Consider the following 19,838-nt stretch of genomic DNA (forward strand, 5'->3'; position numbering starts at 1 on the left):
TGGTACATTGTTGAACAATTGGTAGATAAGACTCTATTCGTACAAACCCCAAGGAGATCAAATGGAATTAAATGGCGAGCAACTCATATCGGCTCCAATCCCTGAAGTGTGGAAGGGTTTGAACGATATTGACGTTCTAGCCAAGTCTATTCCAGGCTGCGAGGAAATTAGCCGCATCTCCCCAGAAGAGATTCATGCCAAGGTGATGTTCAAGATTGGGCCAGTTAGAGCGCGTTTTGCCGGGAAATTGTTCCTTAGCGATATCGTTCCAGACCAGTCCTGTTCTATGGCCTTTGAGGGATCAGGTGGGGCGGCAGGGTTTGCCAAAGGCAAGTCACGGGTAGAGCTAAAGCAGGCTGAAGGCGGTACTTTGGTTTCGTACACAACCGAAGCCTCCATTGGCGGCAAATTAGGTCAAATTGGTGGTCGCTTGATTAGCGCATCGGCAAAAAAGATTGCAGACGACTTTTTTCAGAAGTTTGCAAAGGAATTAGGCGGGGAGACAGAAGCGTTGGAGTCAGACGCTGGTAGTAAATAAAAGAGCAGTCATTAGGCTCTAAAAATAAGACTCAAAAATAAAACTATAAAAAGCAGTTGCAGTAAATAGGTAGTGCAAAAAAATAAATAGCTATCAACGCTAAATACATTGGTGGTGGAGGAGACGTAATGAAATCTGCAGCATTTGATTATGTAAAGCCTAAGGCATTACAAGAGGCCCTGTCTTTGCTTGAGCAGGGTGGCGATGATGCCCGCTTAATTGCAGGCGGACAGACTCTATTGGCTACATTGAATATGCGCTTGTCTGAACCTAGCGTATTAATTGACATCACTGATATAGCTGAGCTCAAAGGTATTTCTATTGTTGGTGACAACCTGCGTATCGGTGCGTTAGTAACGCATACCGAAATTGAAGATTCAGAATTAGTGGCAAAACATGCACCACTTTTAAAAGCAGCAGCTCCACACATTGCGCATCGTGCGATTCGAAATCTGGGTACATGGGGCGGGTCCTTGGCTTATGGTGATCCAGCGGCCGAATGGCCCGCTTGCAGCTTGACTTTGCGGGCGACAATGATCATTCATGGTCCTGCAGGCGAGCGCCGAATTTCAGCTCAAGATTTCTTTATTGATCTGTACACAACTTCATTAGAGCCTGATGAAATTTTGGTCGCTACTGAGATTCCTCTTGCAAGTAAGCAAGAGGTATTCTATTTTCATGAGCTTGCCAGACGTCATGGGGATTACGCGGTTGCAGGACTGGCAGCAGTTGCGCAAAAGCAGGGCGATGTTTTAACCCACTGCGCATTCACATTCTTTTCTGTTGGCGCTACACCAGTGATGGCAACAAAATCTCAAGAATTAGTGGATGGTCAAAAGTTAACGGATGAAGTCATTGCTAAAGCGGTGGCCGAAGCTCGCAATGAAATCGAAGCGATTGCGGATATCACCAATAGCGCAGAAGCTAAACAACATTTAATTGGTGTACTACTTGAGCGCGGACTCAAGCAGATGATTGCTTAAGCTCAATCAATAAAAGAATTCGGAGATCAGGATGAGTTTGAAGAAGAAAATTTCAATGACCGTGAATGGTCGACTTGTAAACGCAGAGATTGAGCCACGTAGACATCTAGTGGATTTTTTGCGTGAAGATCTTCACCTCAAGGGCCCTCATTTAGGCTGCGAGCAGGGTGCGTGCGGGGCCTGTACCGTCAAGGTGAATGGGCAAATCATTCGAGGCTGCCTCTTTTTAGCGGTTCAAGCCGATGGTGCTGTAGTTGAAACCGTCGAAGGCCTCACCAAAGACGGCACTTTAACTGACTTGCAAGAATCATTTATGCGCCATAACGCTATGCAGTGTGGTTTCTGCTCTTCCGGCATGTTGTTGGCTGCAGCAGAGTTGATTGAGAAGCAACCCAAAGCTACGCGCGAAGAAGTGCGCGAATGGATCTCTGGTAATTATTGTCGTTGCACTGGTTACCACTCCATTGTGGATGCGATTGTCGACGTATTGGATGCTCGCGCTAAGGGTCAAAAAATTAAACCTGTCCTTGCTAACGCCTAAGGTACTGAGGAAAACGCATTATGAATAAGCCAAGTGATTTAAAGGGAATGGTGCTTGATCCAGTAACAAACGATCAGCGTTATATCGGCCATAGCGAACCAAGACATGGAGCTCGCCGTCTGCTAGAAGGTCAGGGCACTTATATTGATGACATTCATTTGCCACGTATGGCCCATGTGGTTTTCTGGCGCTCTCCTGTAGCGCACATGAAGATTGGAAAAATACATACAGAGCACGCTAGCAAAATGCCTGGTGTATTAGCGGTTGTAGATGGTGTGCAAATGGCAACAATTTGTAAGCCATGGGTTGCAACCTTAGGTCACCTAGCTGGCATGAAGTCAGCGCCTCAGCATGCATTAGCAATTGATCGTGCATGTTGGCAGGGTGAGCCAGTGGTGGCGGTGGTTGCTGAAACTAGAGCGCAAGCGGAAGATGCCTTGCAGCATGTTGATGTTGAGTGGGAAGAATTGCCAGCCGTGGTTTCCATGGAAACTGCACTGGATGCAGATACCCCTGTAATTCACCCCGAACTTGGCGACAATTTATGCTTTACTCGCACCTTAGACGTCGGTAATGTAGATGAAGTATTTGCAACAGCAGATGTAGTTGCTGAAGCTACTTTTGGATTTGGGCGCCATACCGGGGTAACGCTTGAGCCACGCTGTCAAATTGCAGATTACAACCCAGGCGATCGTCGCTTGACGGTATATCACTCACAACAAGCGCCACACATGATGCAAGATTTATATTGCCGTCAGTTTGGGCTTTCAGAATCTGATGTGCATGTGATTTGTAAAGATGTAGGCGGCTCTTTTGGTATCAAAGTTCACGCGTATCCAGATGACTTTGCAACTGTGGGTCTGGCAATGATGCTTGAGCGCCCTGTAAAGTTTGTTGCAGATCGCCTGGAATCATTTACGAGCGATATTCATGCACGTGAGCACCGCATTAAAGGCCGTATTGCTGCCAATAAGGCAGGAGATATATTGGCCTTTGAGATTGATGACTTAACAGCCATCGGTCCTTACTCCATGTTCCCTAGAACCAGTGCTATTGAAGGCAACCAGGTTGTCAACTTGGTGGGTGGTCCATACAAACATCAGAACTATCGCGCTCAATTGAATGTGGTCTTCCAGAATAAAACGCCAACTTGTCAGTATCGTGGGGTAGGTCATCCTATTGCCTGCGCGGTTACTGAAGGCTTGGTCGACTTGGCTGCGCAAAAATTACAGATGGATCCACTTGAGTTCCGTAAACGTAACGTGATTCCAGATGATGCTTATCCATGCTCCGGAATCTCTGGTATTAAGTTAGAAGTTCTTTCTCATGAGCAATGCTTGCAAACCATCGAGAAAATGATGGACTATCCAGCATTGCGCAAAGAGCAGGCTGAGTTACGTAAGAAGGGTATTTATCGCGGCATTGGATTTGCAACTCTGATTGAATTAACCAATCCAAGCCCTGCCTTCTATGGAGTAGGTGGTGCTCGCATTGCTTCTCAGGATGGCGCTACAGTGCGTATGGATCCAAGTGGTGTGATCTCTGTATTAATTGGCGTAGGAGAGCAGGGTCAGGGTACTGAAGGTATTTATACCCAGATTGCAGCGGATGCGGTTGGTGTTCCAATTGATCAAGTTCGCATTGTTACCGGCGACACTGATGTCACTCCTTATGGTGGCGGTACTTGGGCATCGCGTGGCGCTGGCGTAGGTGGCGAGGCTGTTCTACTGGCTTCCCAAGCCCTGCAAGAAAACATTATTAAGCTTGCTGGCGCTATTTTGAATCGACCTGTTACAGAGCTCACTGCACGTCGTGGCTATATCTTGGATAAGGCTACCGGTGAACAGTTGATGCCGTTTAGTGAAGTGGGAAGAGTAGGTTATTTCCGTACCGATACTTTGCCAGCTGGTTTCTCTGCTGATCTGATGGTGACACGTCACTATACACAAAAAGAATATCCCTTCATCTTTACGAATGGCGTACAAGCTTCTTATGTTGAGGTTGACCCAGATACAGGCTTCGTCAAGTTACTCAAGCATTGGGCTGTAGAAGACTGTGGGCGTGTCATTAATCCTATGTTGGTAAATGAACAAGTGCGCGGCGCAATTGTTCAGGGTATTGGTGGCGTTCTATTCGAAGAGTGTCTCTATGATGAAAGTGGTTTGCTGCGCAATGGCAGTATGGCTGACTATCTAGTGCCTATGGCTAATGAGATGCCCGATATTGAAGTGGCTCACGTAGAGACTCCAACTCAATCCTCAAAATTGGGGGCCAAAGGAGCGGGGGAAGCTGGCACTGCAGGCGCGCCAGGCGCTGTTCAAAATGCAATCAACGATGCCTTAGCGCCATTTAACGCAACCGTCTTTGACCAGCCTATTACCTGCGAAAAGATCCTGCGGGCACTAAAGAAAATCTAATTTCTAGTGGCCTTGACCACCCTGGCGCATGACCTGCTGGGGTGGGTTAACACATCCTGTAACATCAAGTTTTGGGCAAAGCATTTGAAGAGCCCCTGGTTAACTTGATACGGTAAAAGATATGTCCACATTAAAAGGTAAAACAGCCTTAGTCACTGGCTCCACTAGTGGTATTGGCTTGGGAATGGCCATTGCATTGGCAAAGCAGGGCGTCAATATTATGGTGAATGGTTTTGGCGAAAAAGACGAAGCTATTGCCAAAATTAAAGCCTGTGGAGTGGAGGTGGATTATCACGGTGCAGATATGAGTAAGCCCGCTGAAATTGAAGATCTCATCAAGCAAACAGAAAAGCGATTTGGATCATTAGACATCCTTATTAATAATGCTGGCATTCAGTACACAGCCAATATTGAAGAGTTCCCAACGGATAAATGGGATGCCATCATTGCTATCAATTTAAGTTCAGCCTTTCATACGACACATCATGCATTGCCTGGTATGAAAAAACGCAACTGGGGCCGCATCATCAATATCGCTTCAGTCCATGGCTTGGTAGCATCTACACAGAAGGCGGCCTATGTTGCAGCTAAGCATGGCATTGTGGGTCTCACTAAAGTGACAGCCCTGGAAAATGCACGCACTGGTATTACTTGCAACGCAATCTGCCCAGGTTGGGTATTAACTCCACTGGTTCAAAAACAAGTGGACGCCCGCGCTGAGCGTGAAGGCATTTCTAATGAGGCGGCTAAGACTGCCTTGGTTTCAGAGAAGCAGCCATCAGGAGAATTTGTCACCCCAGAGCAATTGGCAGCCTTGGCAGTATTTCTGTGTGGCCCTGACGCTTCTGAAGTTCGTGGCGTGGCTTGGAACATGGATGGCGGTTGGACTGCACAATAAATCGAGCTAAGTCTCTATTTTTAGTAAGAATTCTGGATTTTGGGGTACACATACAAAATTACCAGAATCGTTTATAGTTAGACCCATCTTTACTCATAGGAGATCCTTTAATGGCATCAATCTTGACCTCTTTGGGACGCACCGTTTTGGCGGGCTTCGTTCTTCTCGTTTTAATTATTTTCGCTTTGGGCGGCAACTTTAGCTCTGCAGAGCTCCCATTTATTTTCCGTTGGTTGCACGTGATGTTTGGCGTGATGTGGATTGGCTTGCTTTGGTACTTTAACTTTGTGCAAATTCCTTCTATGCCAAAGATTCCTGATGAGCAAAAACCAGCTATCGGCAAAGTGATTGCTCCAGCAGCATTGTTCTGGTTCCGTTATGCAGCTTTGTTTACTGTGGTCACTGGTTTGATCGTTGCTGCATTAAATGGTTACTTGCATCAAGCTTTCACATTGCAAGCTCCATTCCGCGCAATCGGTTTGGGTATGTGGATTGCTTTGGTAATGGCCTTCAACGTTTGGTTCATCATTTGGCCAAATCAAAAACGTGCTCTTGGCATGGTTACTGTTGAGGCAGATGTAAAAGCAAAATCAGCTCGCGTTGCGATGTTGACCTCCCGCTTGAATACATTGCTATCAGTACCAATGTTGTTCTTGATGGTTGCACAATCACACAACACTACTTGGTTCGTGATCGTTTCTTAATCACTGCCTGCTGCATATATAAAAGGCCCGCATTGCGGGCCTTTTTGTTTCTTCCTTTCCCGTTGTAGGGTAGGGGGGGGGTGGGGGGATTTACTTAAGCCAGAATAGCAGGAAGCTCTTTGGTGAGGGTGCTACGTTGTGCTGTGGCAGCACCCATGAGTGCAAAGCCCAATAACTTTCCATCGTTGGACTCAAAACGCGCTTCTAGACCGCCTTCAACAGGTGTTGTGGTCCACTTACCTTCCGCGCCCTTAGCAGGAGGCGAAACGATTGTGGCCAATGCCGGTGTTTTAACCATTACAGGCATTGCGGGATAAGTTAATGCAGTGGTTTGCCCAATTAAGGTGGGCGCCAAAGCTCTTGCTGCTTGCATGATGGGCATCACGTAAGGCAAAACCAAACCATTAACCTCTGCACAATCTCCAATGGCAAAGATGTTCTTAAGATTGGTTTCGAGTTCGCGATTTACCTGAATACCAATATCAGTCTTGATGCCAGTAGCTTTTGCTAATTCAAGTCTGGGCTTTAGACCAACAGCAGATAAAAAGACATCACAAGAAATAGTATTGCCATTTGCAAGTGATACCTGAAGAGAGTCTCCCTGGCGATCAATTGCTTGAACGGTCGTTGAGAGGTGCCAACGCACACCAGCGGCACTTAATTTACTCTGCAGTTCAAGCGCTGCAGCTTCGGGAAGCAGTCGACCTAAGGCTTGTGGGGCTAGGTCAATCACATCTACTTCATAACCACCCAATACAAGATCATTTGCAAATTCACAACCAATGAGACCGGCACCTAGAATGGCTACCTTCTTTTTTCCAGAGATAGCATTACGGAAACGTGCGTAGTCCTCTAAATCATTGACCGTGATGACTTCGCTGGCAGCATTACCTTGAAGCGGCAAACGAATTTGATCGGCACCCAAAGCCATGATGAGCTTATCGTAAGAAACTTCACCTTTATTGGTTTGAATAGTTTTTTTGCTAGCATCAATTGAGCTGACATTACAGTCCGCTAAAACAGTTAACTCTAGTTGTGTTGCCATACCATCAGCTGGAGTAGAGATTAATTGCGCAGCTTCTTTCTTGCTAGCAAGTGCGGTAGAGAGCATAGGCTTGGAATAAAAATATCCAGGCTCCCGAGTGACCAAAGTAATGGGAACTGCTTTATCCAGTTTACGGATTTCACGAATGAGGGTGTAGCCAGCCAATCCGCTGCCAATGATGACAATTGCGGATTGGGATTGAGGGGTGGTTTGATCCAAAGCTGGGCTCTCCAAATAAGAAAAAAGTAAACGGTTGAAGTGGGTGGGGCTAAATGGGTCTTAGCTTACCTGAACCATTTCAAAGTCGGCCTTGGCAACGCCACAGTCTGGGCATTCCCAGTCTTCGGGCACATCAGCCCAAAGGGTTCCAGCAGGAATGCCATCTTCTGGGATACCTTTAGCTTCGTCATATATATAGCCGCATACGATACATTGATAAGTTTTCATCTTGATTCCTTAAATAGTGATTCGATTTTAAATTTAATTTCTAAATATTTCTGCGTTGCCCTTATTGAGCGGCAAATACCTTTGCCTTTTCCAAGGCCTGTTTGTAGTGGTTTGCATGGCGTTCTTCAACATTAGCCAACGCAGCGAAGCGTTTTGCTGCTTTAGCTAATACCGCCTGAAATTGCTCTGCGTGCTCTTTGGATTCTGCAATTTGCTCATCAATTTCTTGTATGGCAGCAGCGTTACCTTCCTCGACTGCCGTTTTACGAAACGAAGGGTACATTTCGGTGTACTCATAAGTTTCACCTTCAATGGCGATCTCTAATGCGCGTGCTGGGGTAATAGTGCCAGCAGGGTAGAGTAAGTCTAGGTGGCCAAAAGCATGCATGACTTCTTGGTCGGCAGTAGCCTCGAAAATCTTTGCAGTTTCCTCGTCGCCTGCAGCACGAGCCAATTTTGCAAAATAACGATACTTAATATGGGCCATGGATTCACCAGCAAAGGCGGATTCTAAGTTGTGGATGGTTTTGATTTCTGGGCGTGTCATTTTGATTCCTTTAATAAGACGTTCGGTTTGTTGAGTCATCTTTACTGCTTTCTCAACCATGAATGCAGTGTGCGCCTTATTTGTTTATCAGTCCAATGAATCATTATGATAGTATTAATCTAATTATTCGATAAAGGAGTGGTAATGGCCTATCTACCGTCTTTAAGACAACTAGGATATTTCGTTGCCCTGGCAAAAGAACTCAATTTCACACGCGCAGCCCAGGCCTGTTTCGTGGGTCAATCTACTTTAAGTGCTGGGCTAAAAGAATTAGAGGACGCTCTTGGGATCCATTTAGTCGAGCGTGACCGACAGAACGTTTCCCTCACCCCAATCGGGTTGGAGGTGCTTGAGCGCGCCAAAGTCATCTTGGCAGCATCAGAAGATTTAGTGGAGTATGCAGGCGCAACCGGCAAGCCCATGACCGCTACGATTCGATTAGGTGTCATTCCAACTATCGCACCATTTTTATTGCCTGCTGTTTTACCGGAAGTTCGTAAACGTTTTCCGGAACTGAAGATCACCCTTAGAGAAGATCTCACAGCAAATTTACTTTCCAGATTGGCCGAGCATAAATTGGATTTTGCTTTGATTGCGCTGCCATATGATGTAGATGGTCTTCTGGTGCAGGAGTTGTTTGACGATCATTTTTGGTTGGTTGCTAAAGAAGGTGATCCCGCCTTAAAAGGAAAAGAGGTAACTTTGCCGGCCAAGATGGCTGAGCGACTCTTATTGCTAGAGGAGGGGCATTGCTTGCGAGAACATAGCTTGCAAGCTTGTAAGCGCGCTGATATTCGTAAGGCTGAAGGCTTGGAGGCCACTAGCCTTCTAACCTTATTGCAAATGGTGGAGTCTGGCCTTGGAATTGCATTACTTCCTGGAATGGCAGTCAAAAGTAGTTTATTGAATAACTCTGCATTAGTAGCAAAAGAGTTGGCTGCACCAGCCCCCAAAAGGGTTATCGCATTAGTTGCAAGACCATCTACCGCGCATACTCAGGAATTTAGTGCGCTGGCCAACTGCATTCGTGAGCAATTTGGGGTAACTTAAATGCTTCCTTGAAGTGCTCTGCAAAATAGACAAATTCTTGTTACAGTCACCCATCTTATTTATTACTTAATAAAAGGCAGCAAATGTCAGGCAAAGAAATCATGTTCACTCCGGTAAGTCTCGGATCCATTCAATTAAAAAATCGTTTAGTAATGGCGCCTCTTACCAGGATGCGTGCAGTCGACGGAGATGTACCAAGCCCTCTGGCGAAAACGTATTACGCACAGCGAGCGAGTGCTGGACTCATTATTACCGAGGCTACACAAATTTCTGCTTTGGGTAAGGGTTACCCAGCGACACCTGGAATTTATTCTGCAGAACAAACTGCGGCCTGGAAAGAGATCGTTGCAGCAGTTCATGCTAAGGGCGGCGCAATTGTTGCTCAGCTGTGGCATGTGGGTCGCATCTCCCATTCTTCTTTGCATCCAGAGCAGGGTGTGCCTGAGGCACCTTCAGCAATTGCTGCGGCCGGTCAAACCTATGGCGCCGATTGGCAGCTGCATGACTATGAGACGCCAACGGCAATGACGACAGCAGACATTGCTCGTTTGCTTAAAGAGTTTGAGGCAGCTGCACAAAATGCCAAGACAGCCGGATTTGATGGTATTGAAATTCACTCGGCCAATGGTTATTTGTTAGATCAGTTCCTGCAGGACAAAACGAATCAACGTACTGATGAATATGGTGGCTCGATTGAGAACCGCCTGCGCTTATTGGGTCAAGTCATTGAGGCAGTTAGCAAGGTATTTCCAAGTGATAAGGTGGGGGTTCGTCTTTCGCCATACGGCACCTTTAACGATATGGGTGATAGTGATCCAGTCGCTTTATTCACTGCTGCAATTACTAAACTTAATAGCTATCACTTAGCTTACGTTCATATGATTGAGCCACGCTCAACCAGCGCTGGCGGTGGCGACCAGGTGCTTGAAGATGCTCCAATTACCTCTGAAATGTTCCGCGCAGCCTATCAAGGCAAGTTCATTACTGCTGGTGGCTATGACCAGGCGATGGGCGAGAAAGTATTGGAAGATGGTTTGGCTGATGCAGTTGCTTATGGACGACTCTATATTGCTAATCCAGATTTGGCAGAGAGATTCCAGCAGGGCGCTGCTCTCAATCCTTATAACCGCGCTACTTTTTATGGCGGTAAGGAAGTAGGTTACACAGACTATCCAAGTCTGTAATACAAACCCCAAATCTTGGGGTCCTTAATAGTAATCCCACCTAAGCAGGTGGGATTATTTTTTGTCTTCAGGATCTTTTAAAAGATCGTATTGATTAGCCACTAGTAGTAAGGCCAGAGATGCACAACCCATTGCAAAGAATTGCCACTGGTGCAGCATCGCAGTTCCCACGACAGTCATTAAGACTGTCCATCCTATTGCCATTTTGGCTTTTTTAGAGAGTGGCTTCATTTACTTATTACTCCAGCTTTAGTTTAGGCACGTACTTTATTCAACATACGACGAAGTGTATCGTCCTTGATGACGTAATGTTGCCACAAACCAGCTAAGGCATGGATACCAATTAAAAAGTAGAGTGAGTTTCCTAAAAACTCATGAATGCCTTCCACTACTTTTTTCATCTCTGGATTGGGGGTAACGAACTGAGGCCACACCAAGCCAAAGAAGTGGATTTCTTTGCCGCCATACTGAAAATACAAGAGGCCAAAGATGGGGGATATCAAAAGCAGGGCATAGAGCAGCCAATGCATTGCAGTTGCTAAGGAAACAAACAAGCGTTTTGGGTTTGTAGGCTTAGGAACGCCATAAGTGAAGCGCACTATCAGGCGCAGAGCCATGGCTAAAAAAATGAGCTGCCCGATTACGCCATGGATTGTTTTGCATAGCTCACGAGGCTCGCTCCCCTTTGGAAACTGTCCTTTGAGTTCAATGATTACAAAAGCAGCTATTACCAAGAGGAAAACAAACCAATGGAAGAATATGGAGACTGGGTGGTATTTAGTTCTTGTCATGGGCGCTAATGATTAAGTAGATTCATTATAAATGATAATGAATCTCATTAACATTAGCAATATTGGGGGTATTCCCCTCCAATATCCGTCAAATGTCAGTTATTCAGTCTTACCTTGGCGCTGAGCTCGTTGGCTGCTCCGCGTTTATCTACCTGGGAGAGTCTCAGGGCTTCAACTTCAAAGTCTAGCTGTCCAGGATGAAATTCTTCGTCATTTTGAAGGTGAATGACATAGGTCCAGACTAGCTCACGGCCACGGTTTTTAAAGACATCCACTACACGTTTCATCTGTACCGCCTTTATGGTGAAGCTTATTTATTGCTGATAGATGGGCTGCTTGCATCCATCTGTTGAGTTAAGTTAGCTTTTAATGCCACTAAGTTTCTAGCTTCAATGCGGATAATTCCGCCCCTGGGACTATCAATGTCAGCGATTAAAAAGAAGGACACTGAGATGACGAATGGGAAGATCATGAATAGACCGACATTCTTCTCAAAATTACGAGCACCAAATCCAACTAGGAGGTTAGCGCAGATGGCGATCGCTGCCATTAAGGCCCAAGCGGTCAAGGGAATGCGATTCCACCATGCTGCTTGAACATAACCCTGAGAATTCAGAACATCATTCATGCCAGAAGTAACTAGCGCCATGACGGGCGTGTCTTTCGTTTTAACGGCCGGTAGAATTTCATTCCAAAGGGCAGTTTGCAGCTGATCTGTTTTATTGCGAATCTCTTGAATTTTTTCCGGAGTCTGCTTTGAATAAAACAAAATACGTTGATCTGTATATTGCATGAGTAATACTTTTGTGGCCGCAGATGCCTTAGGGGGTAGTAGATCTGCCCTCAAGAATTCAGTGCCGATGGCATTTGCTTCACCCTCCTCAAATATCTCTCGCTGATCATGGCGATCAATAGCCATTGAGAAGGTAAACCCGATAATCAAGGCCAACAAGGTTAGGGTGGCAGTCTGAATGATGCCCAGGTCTGCAGAGGTCTCGGTATCTTTAGTGCGGTAACGGCTCAGTACGTCATGCCCAAACCAAACTGAGAACGCAAAGACTAGGAATGAGATTCCAAAAACGGCAAGAGGGTAATTTAAGAGATGAAAAATTTAAAAGGTTCCTGGATACAAAATATCTTTAGTCACATTCTGGATATCGCGATGGCCTGTAAATGCCATAGTGATATCTAGCTCATTGTGAATCAGCTCGAGACACTTAGTGACACCAGCCTCACCCATAGCGCCTAAGCCATAAAGGAATGGACGACCAATCATCGTACCGCGTGCACCAAGGGCCCATGCCTTGAGAACATCCTGCCCTGAACGAATACCGCCGTCCATCCAAACTTCAATGTCCTTGCCAACGGCATCCACAATTCCAGGTAAAGCTCGAATGCTAGAGATGGCACCATCTAATTGGCGACCGCCGTGGTTGGAGACAATCAATGCGTCAGCGCCTGAGTTTGCGGCTAAGCGAGCGTCTTCTTCATCTAGGATTCCTTTGATGATCAGCTTTCCGCCCCAAAGTTTTTTGATCCACTCCACATCACCCCAATTAAGGCCTGGATCAAACTGCTCTGCAGTCCAAGAGGATAGGGAAGACATGTTGCCTACGCCGGTAGCGTGCCCAACAATATTGCGAAATGTTCTACGCGGCGTCATTGCCATACCCAAACACCAGCGTGGCTTGGTTGCCATATTGATCATATTGGCAATGGTTAGTTTAGGAGGTGCCGAAAGACCGTTTTTTAAATCCTTGTGTCGTTGACCTAGGATTTGTAAATCTAATGTGAGTACTAGCGCAGAACATTTGGCTGCCTTAGCGCGTTCGATCAAGCGCTCAATAAAGCCGCGATCTTTCATAACATACAGTTGAAACCAAAATGGTTTTGTAGTGCGCTCCGCCACATCTTCAATTGAGCAAATGCTCATGGTAGATAAACAGAACGGCACGCCAAACTTTTCAGCAGCCTTGGCTGCCAAAATTTCACCATCAGCATGCTGCATTCCAGTCAGACCAGTAGGAGCGAGCGCAACTGGCATAGCCACTTCTTGGCCAACCATAGTGGTCTTGGTGGTGCGGTTGGTCATGTTGACCGCTACACGCTGGCGAAGCTTGATCTTTTGAAAATCGGATTCATTGGCGCGATAAGTTGACTCAGTCCATGATCCGGAGTCAGCATAGTCATAGAACATCTTGGGGGTGCGTTTTTGATGGAGGACCCGCAAGTCTTCTATATTGGTAATGATTGCCACAATGTTTCCTTCTATTTAATGCTATTTTGTTGAAGCAAAAGCTTAATTTAAGCTCTATCTTAGCAATACCGGGGATTTGTTTCTACAATGCTAGGGTATCCCTTGCTTTGAGACCTCAAATAACTACTTCCCCAATAAGCCCCTGAATGTATCAGCTGAATTTATCCACGATTTTCTCCTTGCTCACGGCTACGGCCTTGTGGGCGGGTAACGCAATTGCAGGGCGCGTATTGGTGGGTAGCATCTCTCCGATTACCTTAAGTGCCGTGCGTTGGGGATTGGCCGCTTTGTTATTGCTTCCTTTGGGTTGGCGTGTCTTTATGCCGGGAAGTGCCTTATGGCAAAACAAGAAGCGTTTTCTACTCTTGGGTTTATTTGGAGTTGGTAGCTACAACGTGCTGCTCTATCTCGCACTCCAAACCTCTACTGCTATTAATGTCACCTTGATTGGTGCCAGTATGCCGATTTGGATGTTATTTATTGGAGCGGTGTTTTATCAGGTAAAGCCAAGCATCTTGCAAATGATTGGGGCAGTAGTGAGCTTGCTAGGTGTTGGCATTGTGCTCACGCGAGGAGATCTGGCAGCCTTGCTGTCGATGGAGATGGTAGTAGGCGATCTTTTAATTATGTTGGCCACAATCTTGTGGGCTTTTTATAGTTGGATGTTAAGTCGTCCAGGTTCTAGTACGGAACGTCAATGGCCGTGGGCTGAATTTTTAATGGCGCAAGTAACAGTAGGTCTCTTGTGGACAGGTTTTTTTGACGGCTTTGAAATTGCTGCTGGACATGCCTTTTTGGATCTCAATTGGTGGACCGCATCTTTAATTATCTTTGTTGCAATTGGCCCCTCGCTCATCGCTTATCGTTGCTGGGGTTTAGGTGTGAACGGAGCGGGCCCTACGGTTGCTGCCTTTTTTGCTAATTTCATTCCCCTGTTTACTGCGCTTTTATCGGCCGCCATGCTGGGTGAGCCGCCACAACTATTTCATGGCATTGCCTTTACTCTGATTGTTGCGGGCATTGTGATCTCCTCCAAAAAGGGAGGGTGACACGTTAAAACAGGCAAAAATGCCGTTTTAAAGGGGGTTTTGGTCTTAAGACCCCAAAAAAAGTCTTAAATCGGTATCATTTAGGGCTAATCACTGAAATCCCTAGGAAATTACTATGCCAGGCTTACTTCCCAATGTTGATCCAGACGGATTATTAGAGTTCTCGGTCGTATACACCGACCGCTCTTTAAATCACATGTCTGAAGAGTTCAAACGCGTAATGGTTGATATTTCTAGCGTTCTTAAGGACGCTTACAACGCCAGCTCTGCAGTTATCGTTCCTGGGAGTGGTACTTTTGGTATGGAAGCAGTTGCCCGCCAATTTGCCACCAATAAGAAATGCCTGGTATTGCGTAATGGCTGGTTTAGCTATCGCTGGACACAAATCTTTGACATGGATAGTTCATTCAAAGATATCTCTATTTTAAAAGGTCGACAAGTAGACAACTCTGCTCAAGGCGCTTTTGAGCCTGCTCCGATTGAAGAGGTAGTTGCTTTTATTAAGAAGGAAAAGCCTGCGGTTGTTTTTGCACCGCATGTTGAAACTTCTGCGGGAATCATCCTTCCCGATGATTACATCAAGGCTGTTGGCGAAGCAGTCCGCTCTGTTGATGGCATCTTTGTATTGGACTGCATTGCCTCTGGTGCAATGTGGGTTGATATGAAGGCGTGTAATGTTGATGTATTGATTTCAGCGCCACAAAAAGGCTGGAGCAGTTCACCATGTTGCGCCTTAATTGCGTTGGGTGAAAGAGGTCGTGAACGTATTGACTCTACTCAAAGCACTAGCTTCTCGATGGATCTGAAAAAATGGTTACAGATCATGGAGGCTTATGAAAAGGGCGGTCATGTGTATCACACCACCATGCCTACTGATGCCTTAAAGATTTTGCGCAATGTGATGAAAGAAACTCAAGCCCTTGGCTTTGCAGCACTGAAAGCTAAGCAGATTGAGCTGGGCACCAAGGTCCGCGAACTCTTGGTCTCTAAAGGTTACCCATCTGTGGCGGTTAAAGGTTATCAATCTCCAGGCGTCATAGTGAGCTTCACTAAAGATCCGGATATTCAATCCGGCAAGAAGTTCATTGCTCTTGGTTTACAAACTGCTGCAGGCGTTCCTTTGCAGTGCGACGAGCGCTCTGATTTCCGTACGTTCCGCCTGGGATTGTTTGGTTTGGAAAAGTTAACGCATGTTGATCGCACCGTTGGACATCTCGCAACCGCATTAGAAAAGATTACTGAGGCTGAAGCGCAGCCTGCTTAATCAACTCAAGTAGTTCTGAGTTAAAAATAAAGGCCATCAATTGATGGCCTTTATTACATCAAGCGACATAAATTGATGCTTACTGGAGGCTTATCTAGCCAATGGATTGGGAGTGGCTTCACCAATCTTGTGGAGCACATTGTTATCTACGTGATGAAACAACTCCGCCTGATCTTTAATCTTCATGACAGTGTCTTGCTCATAAGACCAAGTGTCATCATCGTTAATAGAAACCTGAATACGAAACTCAACCGTTCTGAATGCGTAATTTAAGAATGGGTTAGATGAGATGCCGGCGCAAGGATCATTCTCCTTTGCGTGCAGCTCAAATTGTTTTGCATCCGGCGCCGCTTTTCCACTTGCCATCGTAATCATGCCGCGTGGTATGGAGAGTGTATGGATCACGCTACCAGTCGCAGGCTCCCATAACCAATAGCCCACTTGATCGTGATAGGTCTTTACTTGATCGGGCTTAGTAATGTGGGTGTGATATCTCAGGCCATAAAACAGTTGCGGCCCATTGGTCTGAGGGTCAATTGGCTGAAGCTCAATGCGTTCCACATAGGCTTGCTTCTTGGGCCCCTCTGCCTTGGGTTTGACGTCCAAGCCACGGATACCTTCCCAGATTCCGGCCATACCTGTCAAGGGGCCGAGCTGTTCTAGAGTGTTAACGGAATACCCTTGAGGTTCGGTAAAGATGTCACTCGGGAATTCACTCATAACCAACCTTTTAAAAATGAAGCATTAATATCAAATTTTTGAGTATTATCAAATTATCCACAAACTTTCTTGGAGAATCACATGATTTCACGTATTGCGCGCCTGAGCCTAGCCTCCCTTGTTTCTGCTGCTATCGGGATTACTCCAATTTCTGTGATGGCTGCTGACCCAGCTCCCGCAACAGCTCCAGCTGCTGCACCAGCTGCGGCTCCAATCGCTGTGCCTGCTTCAACTCCAGCTGAGAAATCTGCTGATAAGAAGGCGAAGAAAAAAGCAAAGAAAGAAAAGAAGGCTGAGAAAAAATCAAAAAAGAAATCTAAAAAGAAAGCCAAGGCAGCTGCCGACGCCGCAGCTCAGTAAGATAGATAAACGTCCCTCTTAATTGAGGGGTTCTGCACCATCAAAGTCATCAGATCTTTTTGTGTCTGGTGACTTTTTTGTTGGGGCATCATTGCGAACTAGTAGCCACATCGCTGCAATAACCAAAGTCATGCCGCTAATTTGCGTCCATGTAATAGGTTCTGACAACACTAAGTACCCCATGAAGATGGTTGATACGGGGCCCAGTATTCCTGCTTGAGCTACCAGTGGTGAGCCAATGCGATTAATGGCAATCATGATGAGTAGCATTGGAATGACAGTGCACAAACTTGCATTCAGAAGGCTAAACCAATAGATCTGCGGTACTTGTTCAAAAATAGCCGATGGATTATGAATGGTTGACTGCGTAATGCTCAAAATAGCAGAAGCTGAGCTGGCATAGACAACCAAACGTACGCTACCGATACGTTTCACCATCTCGCCAGCACCAATCATGTAGGCCGCATAGGAGCAGGCGCTTCCAAATACGAGAGCCATCCCTAGCCAGGCACTTATTCCAGTAGAGCTCGCATCTTGAATAAAGACAATAAAAACCCCGATGTAGCCAACGACTAGCGCGTACCACTGTAAGCGGGAGATAGGTTTCTTTAAAACAAAATAAGAGATCACCAAAACAATTGTCGGTGTGAGATACAAAACAATTCGCTCAAGACCAACCGAGATGTATTGAAGTCCTAAGAAGTCGATGTAGCTTGATAGGAAGTACCCTAAAAAGCCAAGGAAAAATAATTTACTGCGATCGAGCCAAGTAATGGGGCTCATTTTTTTGCGGCGGGATTCCCACCAGAAGATTCCCCAAAACAAGGGCAGGGCCATCAGCATGCGCAAGGCCAAAAGTGTTTCTGCGTTCGCTCCGTACCCAAATGCAAGCTTCACTAAAATGGCTTTTCCAGAGAAAAGCATAGAGCCTACCCCGGCCATCAAAATGCCATAGAGGTAGCGTCGATGATGGTGGGCTGCGCTTACGGAATGCATACCGATTTATAACAGTTTATTGAGGAGCGCCCGCATTTCTAAAATGGTCTCAGAAGGGGTTAGGCCAATAGGGCCAACTCCTTTGCCCACTAGGCTATCTGCAGCTTTGGCATGGAGCTCAACCGCAATCCCAGTGGCTTGCCATAGATCTAGCTTGTGGCGTATGCCTTGGCCGGCAATAGCAGCAATACTTCCAGTCAAAATATCTCCCATGCCGCCAGTGCCCATTCCGGGATTGCCTGCAAGGCATTGAACAGGTGAATGATGTGGTGAGGCAATGAGGGTGTGCTGCCCCTTGAGAACCACAATCGATTGCGTGAGCTCAATGAGTCCTTGTATTCCATCTACGCGATTGGCTTGAACTATTTCTGTCGTGGTCTTTAACAGCTTGGCTGCTTCGCCGGGATGAGGGGTTAGAACGGTAAGTCCTGGAAAATCAGCGTTATGTTTCTGTAAGCTGCTCAATAACTCCTTGGAATCTCCAATCAAATTGAGTGCATCTGCATCAATTACCATGGGAATGTTTGGGTATGAAAGTGAAGCGTGCAAGCATTGTCGCGCAAAGGTAGATTTGCCAAGGCCTGGACCTATGGCAATGACGTCAGGCTTTGAGGTAATGAGCGTTTCATGAATATTTTCGGTAGCAAGGCGAATCATCAACTCCGGTTGATTGGCGTCAGCATGCGCTGATGCAGGGTCAAGCATTTCTAGGATGGTCCAACCAGCCCCTAGGTGTAAGCAAGCATTCCCCGCCAAAATAAGAGCACCGGCCATGCCTGGTGCACCACCTATTAAGACGACTTTGCCAGCATTGCCTTTATGTTCTGCTGGCTCACGTTTTAGGCGCGCAGCGAGAGCAAGACTGTTGAGTGGGTTGAGGGGAGTCATAAGTACAGTATCGTACTAAATTGAGTGCCAACCCACTAATCTATGTGAATTTATTCGGCTACTTTTGCGCCTTGGATATTGTGTCGTTTCATGGCTTCAGCAATAAATCCAGATTGCTTTAATTCTGTGATGACATTGCTCAAATAAACATTTGTACTTTCGTAGTTAGGTCTAGCCTTCGGAATACCAATCGCTTGATTGATCACCATGAAACGTCCAGGAAGCATCCGCAGTCCTTCATAGCGCTTTGCATCACTTTCTAACTGTTGCTTTACGCCGGCCGCCACGTTGCCTTTGCCAGACATAAAGTCATCAATGACGGTTTGCGAGCTTACTGAACGTAATAGGGTGGCATTTTTAATCTCGCGCGTTAGATAAAGATCGTAGGCGCTTCCTTTGCCAACCACAATTTCATTGCCCGCAATATCTACCTCATCATTTCTTTTGAGGGGCGAGTTGGCTTTCGCCATATAAGCCCCTTCAATTTGTATGTATGCCGGTGTATAGCTAATATCGGCGCCTCGAACGGGATCAATTGCCACAAATACTAAGTCGATATCTCCTGTCTTCACTGCATCCACCGTTGCACTCGCAGTCTTAAATGGAATCAGTTGCACCGGCATTGAAATGCGTTTACCAATTTCATTGGCTATATCAATCGTCACACCATACACATTTTTTGAAGTGGAGTCTTCACTTGCAAGAATCGGATTTCCTAAATTAATGCCGACACGCAGAGTGCTGGTTGGCGCAAAAGAGGAAAGTGATTTTGAGTCTATAGTTTTCATAGCAGGAGATGACTGGCTATTAGCCAATTGAGGTAAACAGAGAAGTGCAAAAGATATGACTAGTGAAGAAATTGGTTTCATCAAAATATGGGGATAAAAAAACCGCGGAAGACCGCGGTTTTATATGCAAAAGAAGAAATTACTTCTTAGCGTCAGCCGCAGGAGCAGCAGCTGGAGCTACTGGAGCTGCTGGAGCTGCTGGAGCATCTTTCTTAGCTTCTTCCATGTGCGCAGCTTCTGCACCATGCTTTTCGCCACCCATGTCAATGTCGCCATCGCCTTTGAGGAGTAAGTAGGCTGTGGCACCAACTAATACTAGTACCATGATGATGATTGAACGGTTGCTCATTGCTTTTCCTTCGGTTTAGTTG

At 46.1% G+C, this 19,838-nt stretch carries 24 protein-coding genes; 11 read left to right on the forward strand and 13 right to left on the reverse strand.

Translation table 11 applies throughout. From position 1 onward, the window contains the following. The first annotated feature begins 61 nt into the window (after positions 1 to 61). From ICN20_RS07275 to ICN20_RS07300, 6 genes are all read left to right on the forward strand, one after another. Positions 62 to 538, forward strand: a complete 477-nt coding sequence (locus tag ICN20_RS07275) for a CoxG family protein (RefSeq protein ID WP_216239152.1) — start codon at positions 62 to 64, stop codon at positions 536 to 538. A 128-nt stretch (positions 539 to 666) separates the two neighbouring features. Then, a complete protein-coding gene (locus ICN20_RS07280; protein WP_216239154.1) occupies positions 667 to 1,521 on the forward strand; it encodes a xanthine dehydrogenase family protein subunit M in 855 nt (284 codons plus the stop codon). Positions 1,522 to 1,552: 31 nt separating this feature from the next. Beyond that, a complete protein-coding gene (locus tag ICN20_RS07285) occupies positions 1,553 to 2,062 on the forward strand; it encodes a (2Fe-2S)-binding protein (protein ID WP_216239161.1) in 510 nt (169 codons plus the stop codon). A 20-nt stretch (positions 2,063 to 2,082) separates the two neighbouring features. After that, positions 2,083 to 4,479 carry a xanthine dehydrogenase family protein molybdopterin-binding subunit gene (locus ICN20_RS07290; RefSeq protein ID WP_216239162.1) on the forward strand — a complete coding sequence of 799 codons (2,397 nt, stop codon included), beginning with the start codon at positions 2,083 to 2,085 and terminating at the stop codon, positions 4,477 to 4,479. A 121-nt stretch (positions 4,480 to 4,600) separates the two neighbouring features. After that, complete coding sequence (locus tag ICN20_RS07295; protein ID WP_216239163.1) at positions 4,601 to 5,377, forward strand: 3-hydroxybutyrate dehydrogenase; 777 nt, start codon at positions 4,601 to 4,603, stop codon at positions 5,375 to 5,377. A gap of 110 nt (positions 5,378 to 5,487) precedes the next feature. Further along, on the forward strand, positions 5,488 to 6,081 hold the full coding sequence (locus tag ICN20_RS07300; RefSeq protein ID WP_216239164.1) for a urate hydroxylase PuuD: 594 nt from the start codon (positions 5,488 to 5,490) through the stop codon (positions 6,079 to 6,081). Between the two features lie 94 nt (positions 6,082 to 6,175). Here the strand turns inward: ICN20_RS07300 and ICN20_RS07305 are convergent, their stop codons facing one another. The 3 genes from ICN20_RS07305 to ICN20_RS07315 form a co-directional block, all read right to left on the reverse strand. Beyond that, positions 6,176 to 7,345: an NAD(P)/FAD-dependent oxidoreductase gene (locus ICN20_RS07305; RefSeq protein WP_216239165.1), complete on the reverse strand. Its 1,170-nt coding sequence runs from the start codon at positions 7,343 to 7,345 to the stop codon at positions 6,176 to 6,178. 60 nt (positions 7,346 to 7,405) lie between these two features. Continuing rightward, positions 7,406 to 7,573, reverse strand: coding sequence for a rubredoxin (locus ICN20_RS07310; RefSeq protein WP_068321654.1), 168 nt, complete (start codon positions 7,571 to 7,573; stop codon positions 7,406 to 7,408). A 61-nt stretch (positions 7,574 to 7,634) separates the two neighbouring features. Beyond that, positions 7,635 to 8,180 (reverse strand): rubrerythrin family protein, encoded by a 546-nt coding sequence (locus ICN20_RS07315; protein WP_255534681.1) that lies wholly within the window; start codon positions 8,178 to 8,180, stop codon positions 7,635 to 7,637. Positions 8,181 to 8,264: 84 nt separating this feature from the next. Here ICN20_RS07315 and ICN20_RS07320 point away from each other — a divergent pair, with 84 nt between their 5' ends. Further along, the gene (locus tag ICN20_RS07320; RefSeq protein WP_216239167.1) at positions 8,265 to 9,170 is read left to right on the forward strand and encodes a hydrogen peroxide-inducible genes activator; all 906 of its coding nucleotides are present in this window, start codon (positions 8,265 to 8,267) and stop codon (positions 9,168 to 9,170) included. Positions 9,171 to 9,253: 83 nt separating this feature from the next. Next, positions 9,254 to 10,354 carry an alkene reductase gene (locus ICN20_RS07325; RefSeq protein WP_216239173.1) on the forward strand — a complete coding sequence of 367 codons (1,101 nt, stop codon included), beginning with the start codon at positions 9,254 to 9,256 and terminating at the stop codon, positions 10,352 to 10,354. Between the two features lie 54 nt (positions 10,355 to 10,408). Here ICN20_RS07325 and ICN20_RS07330 read toward each other — a convergent pair whose 3' ends face one another. The 5 genes from ICN20_RS07330 to ICN20_RS07350 form a co-directional block, all read right to left on the reverse strand. Beyond that, complete coding sequence (locus tag ICN20_RS07330) at positions 10,409 to 10,585, reverse strand: hypothetical protein (RefSeq protein WP_216189937.1); 177 nt, start codon at positions 10,583 to 10,585, stop codon at positions 10,409 to 10,411. Positions 10,586 to 10,608: 23 nt separating this feature from the next. Further along, positions 10,609 to 11,145, reverse strand: a complete 537-nt coding sequence (locus tag ICN20_RS07335; RefSeq protein ID WP_216239174.1) for a cytochrome b — start codon at positions 11,143 to 11,145, stop codon at positions 10,609 to 10,611. Between the two features lie 95 nt (positions 11,146 to 11,240). Further along, positions 11,241 to 11,432 (reverse strand): hypothetical protein, encoded by a 192-nt coding sequence (locus ICN20_RS07340; RefSeq protein ID WP_215392325.1) that lies wholly within the window; start codon positions 11,430 to 11,432, stop codon positions 11,241 to 11,243. A 23-nt stretch (positions 11,433 to 11,455) separates the two neighbouring features. Next, entirely contained in the window at positions 11,456 to 12,088 is a 633-nt protein-coding gene (locus tag ICN20_RS07345) for a hypothetical protein (RefSeq protein WP_255534682.1), read from the reverse strand. Between the two features lie 168 nt (positions 12,089 to 12,256). Beyond that, on the reverse strand, positions 12,257 to 13,402 hold the full coding sequence (locus ICN20_RS07350) for an alpha-hydroxy acid oxidase (RefSeq protein ID WP_215361341.1): 1,146 nt from the start codon (positions 13,400 to 13,402) through the stop codon (positions 12,257 to 12,259). A gap of 146 nt (positions 13,403 to 13,548) precedes the next feature. Between ICN20_RS07350 and ICN20_RS07355 the strand changes: the two genes are divergently transcribed. Continuing rightward, a complete protein-coding gene (locus tag ICN20_RS07355) occupies positions 13,549 to 14,451 on the forward strand; it encodes a DMT family transporter (protein ID WP_216239175.1) in 903 nt (300 codons plus the stop codon). 115 nt (positions 14,452 to 14,566) lie between these two features. Next, a complete protein-coding gene (locus tag ICN20_RS07360; RefSeq protein ID WP_216239178.1) occupies positions 14,567 to 15,715 on the forward strand; it encodes an aminotransferase class V-fold PLP-dependent enzyme in 1,149 nt (382 codons plus the stop codon). 90 nt (positions 15,716 to 15,805) lie between these two features. Here ICN20_RS07360 and ICN20_RS07365 read toward each other — a convergent pair whose 3' ends face one another. Continuing rightward, entirely contained in the window at positions 15,806 to 16,435 is a 630-nt protein-coding gene (locus ICN20_RS07365; RefSeq protein WP_216239179.1) for an FABP family protein, read from the reverse strand. An 81-nt stretch (positions 16,436 to 16,516) separates the two neighbouring features. On the opposite strand from ICN20_RS07365, the gene ICN20_RS07370 reads away from it, so the two are divergent. Further along, on the forward strand, positions 16,517 to 16,795 hold the full coding sequence (locus ICN20_RS07370; RefSeq protein WP_216239180.1) for a protein tyrosine phosphatase: 279 nt from the start codon (positions 16,517 to 16,519) through the stop codon (positions 16,793 to 16,795). A gap of 18 nt (positions 16,796 to 16,813) precedes the next feature. Here ICN20_RS07370 and ICN20_RS07375 read toward each other — a convergent pair whose 3' ends face one another. From ICN20_RS07375 to ICN20_RS07390, 4 genes are all read right to left on the reverse strand, one after another. Continuing rightward, entirely contained in the window at positions 16,814 to 17,791 is a 978-nt protein-coding gene (locus tag ICN20_RS07375; RefSeq protein WP_216239181.1) for a DMT family transporter, read from the reverse strand. Positions 17,792 to 17,797: 6 nt separating this feature from the next. Then, positions 17,798 to 18,679, reverse strand: coding sequence for an NAD(P)H-hydrate dehydratase (locus ICN20_RS07380; RefSeq protein WP_216239182.1), 882 nt, complete (start codon positions 18,677 to 18,679; stop codon positions 17,798 to 17,800). 50 nt (positions 18,680 to 18,729) lie between these two features. Beyond that, on the reverse strand, positions 18,730 to 19,467 hold the full coding sequence (locus ICN20_RS07385; protein WP_216239183.1) for an ABC transporter substrate-binding protein: 738 nt from the start codon (positions 19,465 to 19,467) through the stop codon (positions 18,730 to 18,732). Positions 19,468 to 19,606: 139 nt separating this feature from the next. Next, positions 19,607 to 19,816 (reverse strand): hypothetical protein, encoded by a 210-nt coding sequence (locus ICN20_RS07390; protein ID WP_216239184.1) that lies wholly within the window; start codon positions 19,814 to 19,816, stop codon positions 19,607 to 19,609. Between the last annotated feature and the right edge of the window lie 22 nt (positions 19,817 to 19,838).

Source organism: Polynucleobacter sp. JS-Polo-80-F4 (assembly GCF_018881965.1).
Lineage (GTDB): Bacteria > Pseudomonadota > Gammaproteobacteria > Burkholderiales > Burkholderiaceae > Polynucleobacter.

What these genes read in the sequence shown, in the direction of transcription:
- ICN20_RS07275 (WP_216239152.1), top strand. Translation starts at nt 62, where the DNA reads ATGGAATTAAATGGCGAGCAACTCATATCGGCTCCAATCCCTGAAGTG.
- ICN20_RS07280 (WP_216239154.1), top strand. Translation starts at nt 667, where the DNA reads ATGAAATCTGCAGCATTTGATTATGTAAAGCCTAAGGCATTACAAGAG.
- ICN20_RS07285 (WP_216239161.1), top strand. Translation starts at nt 1,553, where the DNA reads ATGAGTTTGAAGAAGAAAATTTCAATGACCGTGAATGGTCGACTTGTA.
- ICN20_RS07290 (WP_216239162.1), top strand. Translation starts at nt 2,083, where the DNA reads ATGAATAAGCCAAGTGATTTAAAGGGAATGGTGCTTGATCCAGTAACA.
- ICN20_RS07295 (WP_216239163.1), top strand. Translation starts at nt 4,601, where the DNA reads ATGTCCACATTAAAAGGTAAAACAGCCTTAGTCACTGGCTCCACTAGT.
- ICN20_RS07300 (WP_216239164.1), top strand. Translation starts at nt 5,488, where the DNA reads ATGGCATCAATCTTGACCTCTTTGGGACGCACCGTTTTGGCGGGCTTC.
- ICN20_RS07310 (WP_068321654.1), bottom strand. Translation starts at nt 7,573, where the DNA reads ATGAAAACTTATCAATGTATCGTATGCGGCTATATATATGACGAAGCT.
- ICN20_RS07315 (WP_255534681.1), bottom strand. Translation starts at nt 8,180, where the DNA reads ATGGTTGAGAAAGCAGTAAAGATGACTCAACAAACCGAACGTCTTATT.
- ICN20_RS07320 (WP_216239167.1), top strand. Translation starts at nt 8,265, where the DNA reads ATGGCCTATCTACCGTCTTTAAGACAACTAGGATATTTCGTTGCCCTG.
- ICN20_RS07325 (WP_216239173.1), top strand. Translation starts at nt 9,254, where the DNA reads ATGTCAGGCAAAGAAATCATGTTCACTCCGGTAAGTCTCGGATCCATT.
- ICN20_RS07330 (WP_216189937.1), bottom strand. Translation starts at nt 10,585, where the DNA reads ATGAAGCCACTCTCTAAAAAAGCCAAAATGGCAATAGGATGGACAGTC.
- ICN20_RS07335 (WP_216239174.1), bottom strand. Translation starts at nt 11,145, where the DNA reads ATGACAAGAACTAAATACCACCCAGTCTCCATATTCTTCCATTGGTTT.
- ICN20_RS07340 (WP_215392325.1), bottom strand. Translation starts at nt 11,432, where the DNA reads ATGAAACGTGTAGTGGATGTCTTTAAAAACCGTGGCCGTGAGCTAGTC.
- ICN20_RS07355 (WP_216239175.1), top strand. Translation starts at nt 13,549, where the DNA reads ATGTATCAGCTGAATTTATCCACGATTTTCTCCTTGCTCACGGCTACG.
- ICN20_RS07360 (WP_216239178.1), top strand. Translation starts at nt 14,567, where the DNA reads ATGCCAGGCTTACTTCCCAATGTTGATCCAGACGGATTATTAGAGTTC.
- ICN20_RS07365 (WP_216239179.1), bottom strand. Translation starts at nt 16,435, where the DNA reads ATGAGTGAATTCCCGAGTGACATCTTTACCGAACCTCAAGGGTATTCC.
- ICN20_RS07370 (WP_216239180.1), top strand. Translation starts at nt 16,517, where the DNA reads ATGATTTCACGTATTGCGCGCCTGAGCCTAGCCTCCCTTGTTTCTGCT.
- ICN20_RS07375 (WP_216239181.1), bottom strand. Translation starts at nt 17,791, where the DNA reads ATGCATTCCGTAAGCGCAGCCCACCATCATCGACGCTACCTCTATGGC.
- ICN20_RS07380 (WP_216239182.1), bottom strand. Translation starts at nt 18,679, where the DNA reads ATGACTCCCCTCAACCCACTCAACAGTCTTGCTCTCGCTGCGCGCCTA.
- ICN20_RS07385 (WP_216239183.1), bottom strand. Translation starts at nt 19,467, where the DNA reads ATGAAAACTATAGACTCAAAATCACTTTCCTCTTTTGCGCCAACCAGC.
- ICN20_RS07390 (WP_216239184.1), bottom strand. Translation starts at nt 19,816, where the DNA reads ATGAGCAACCGTTCAATCATCATCATGGTACTAGTATTAGTTGGTGCC.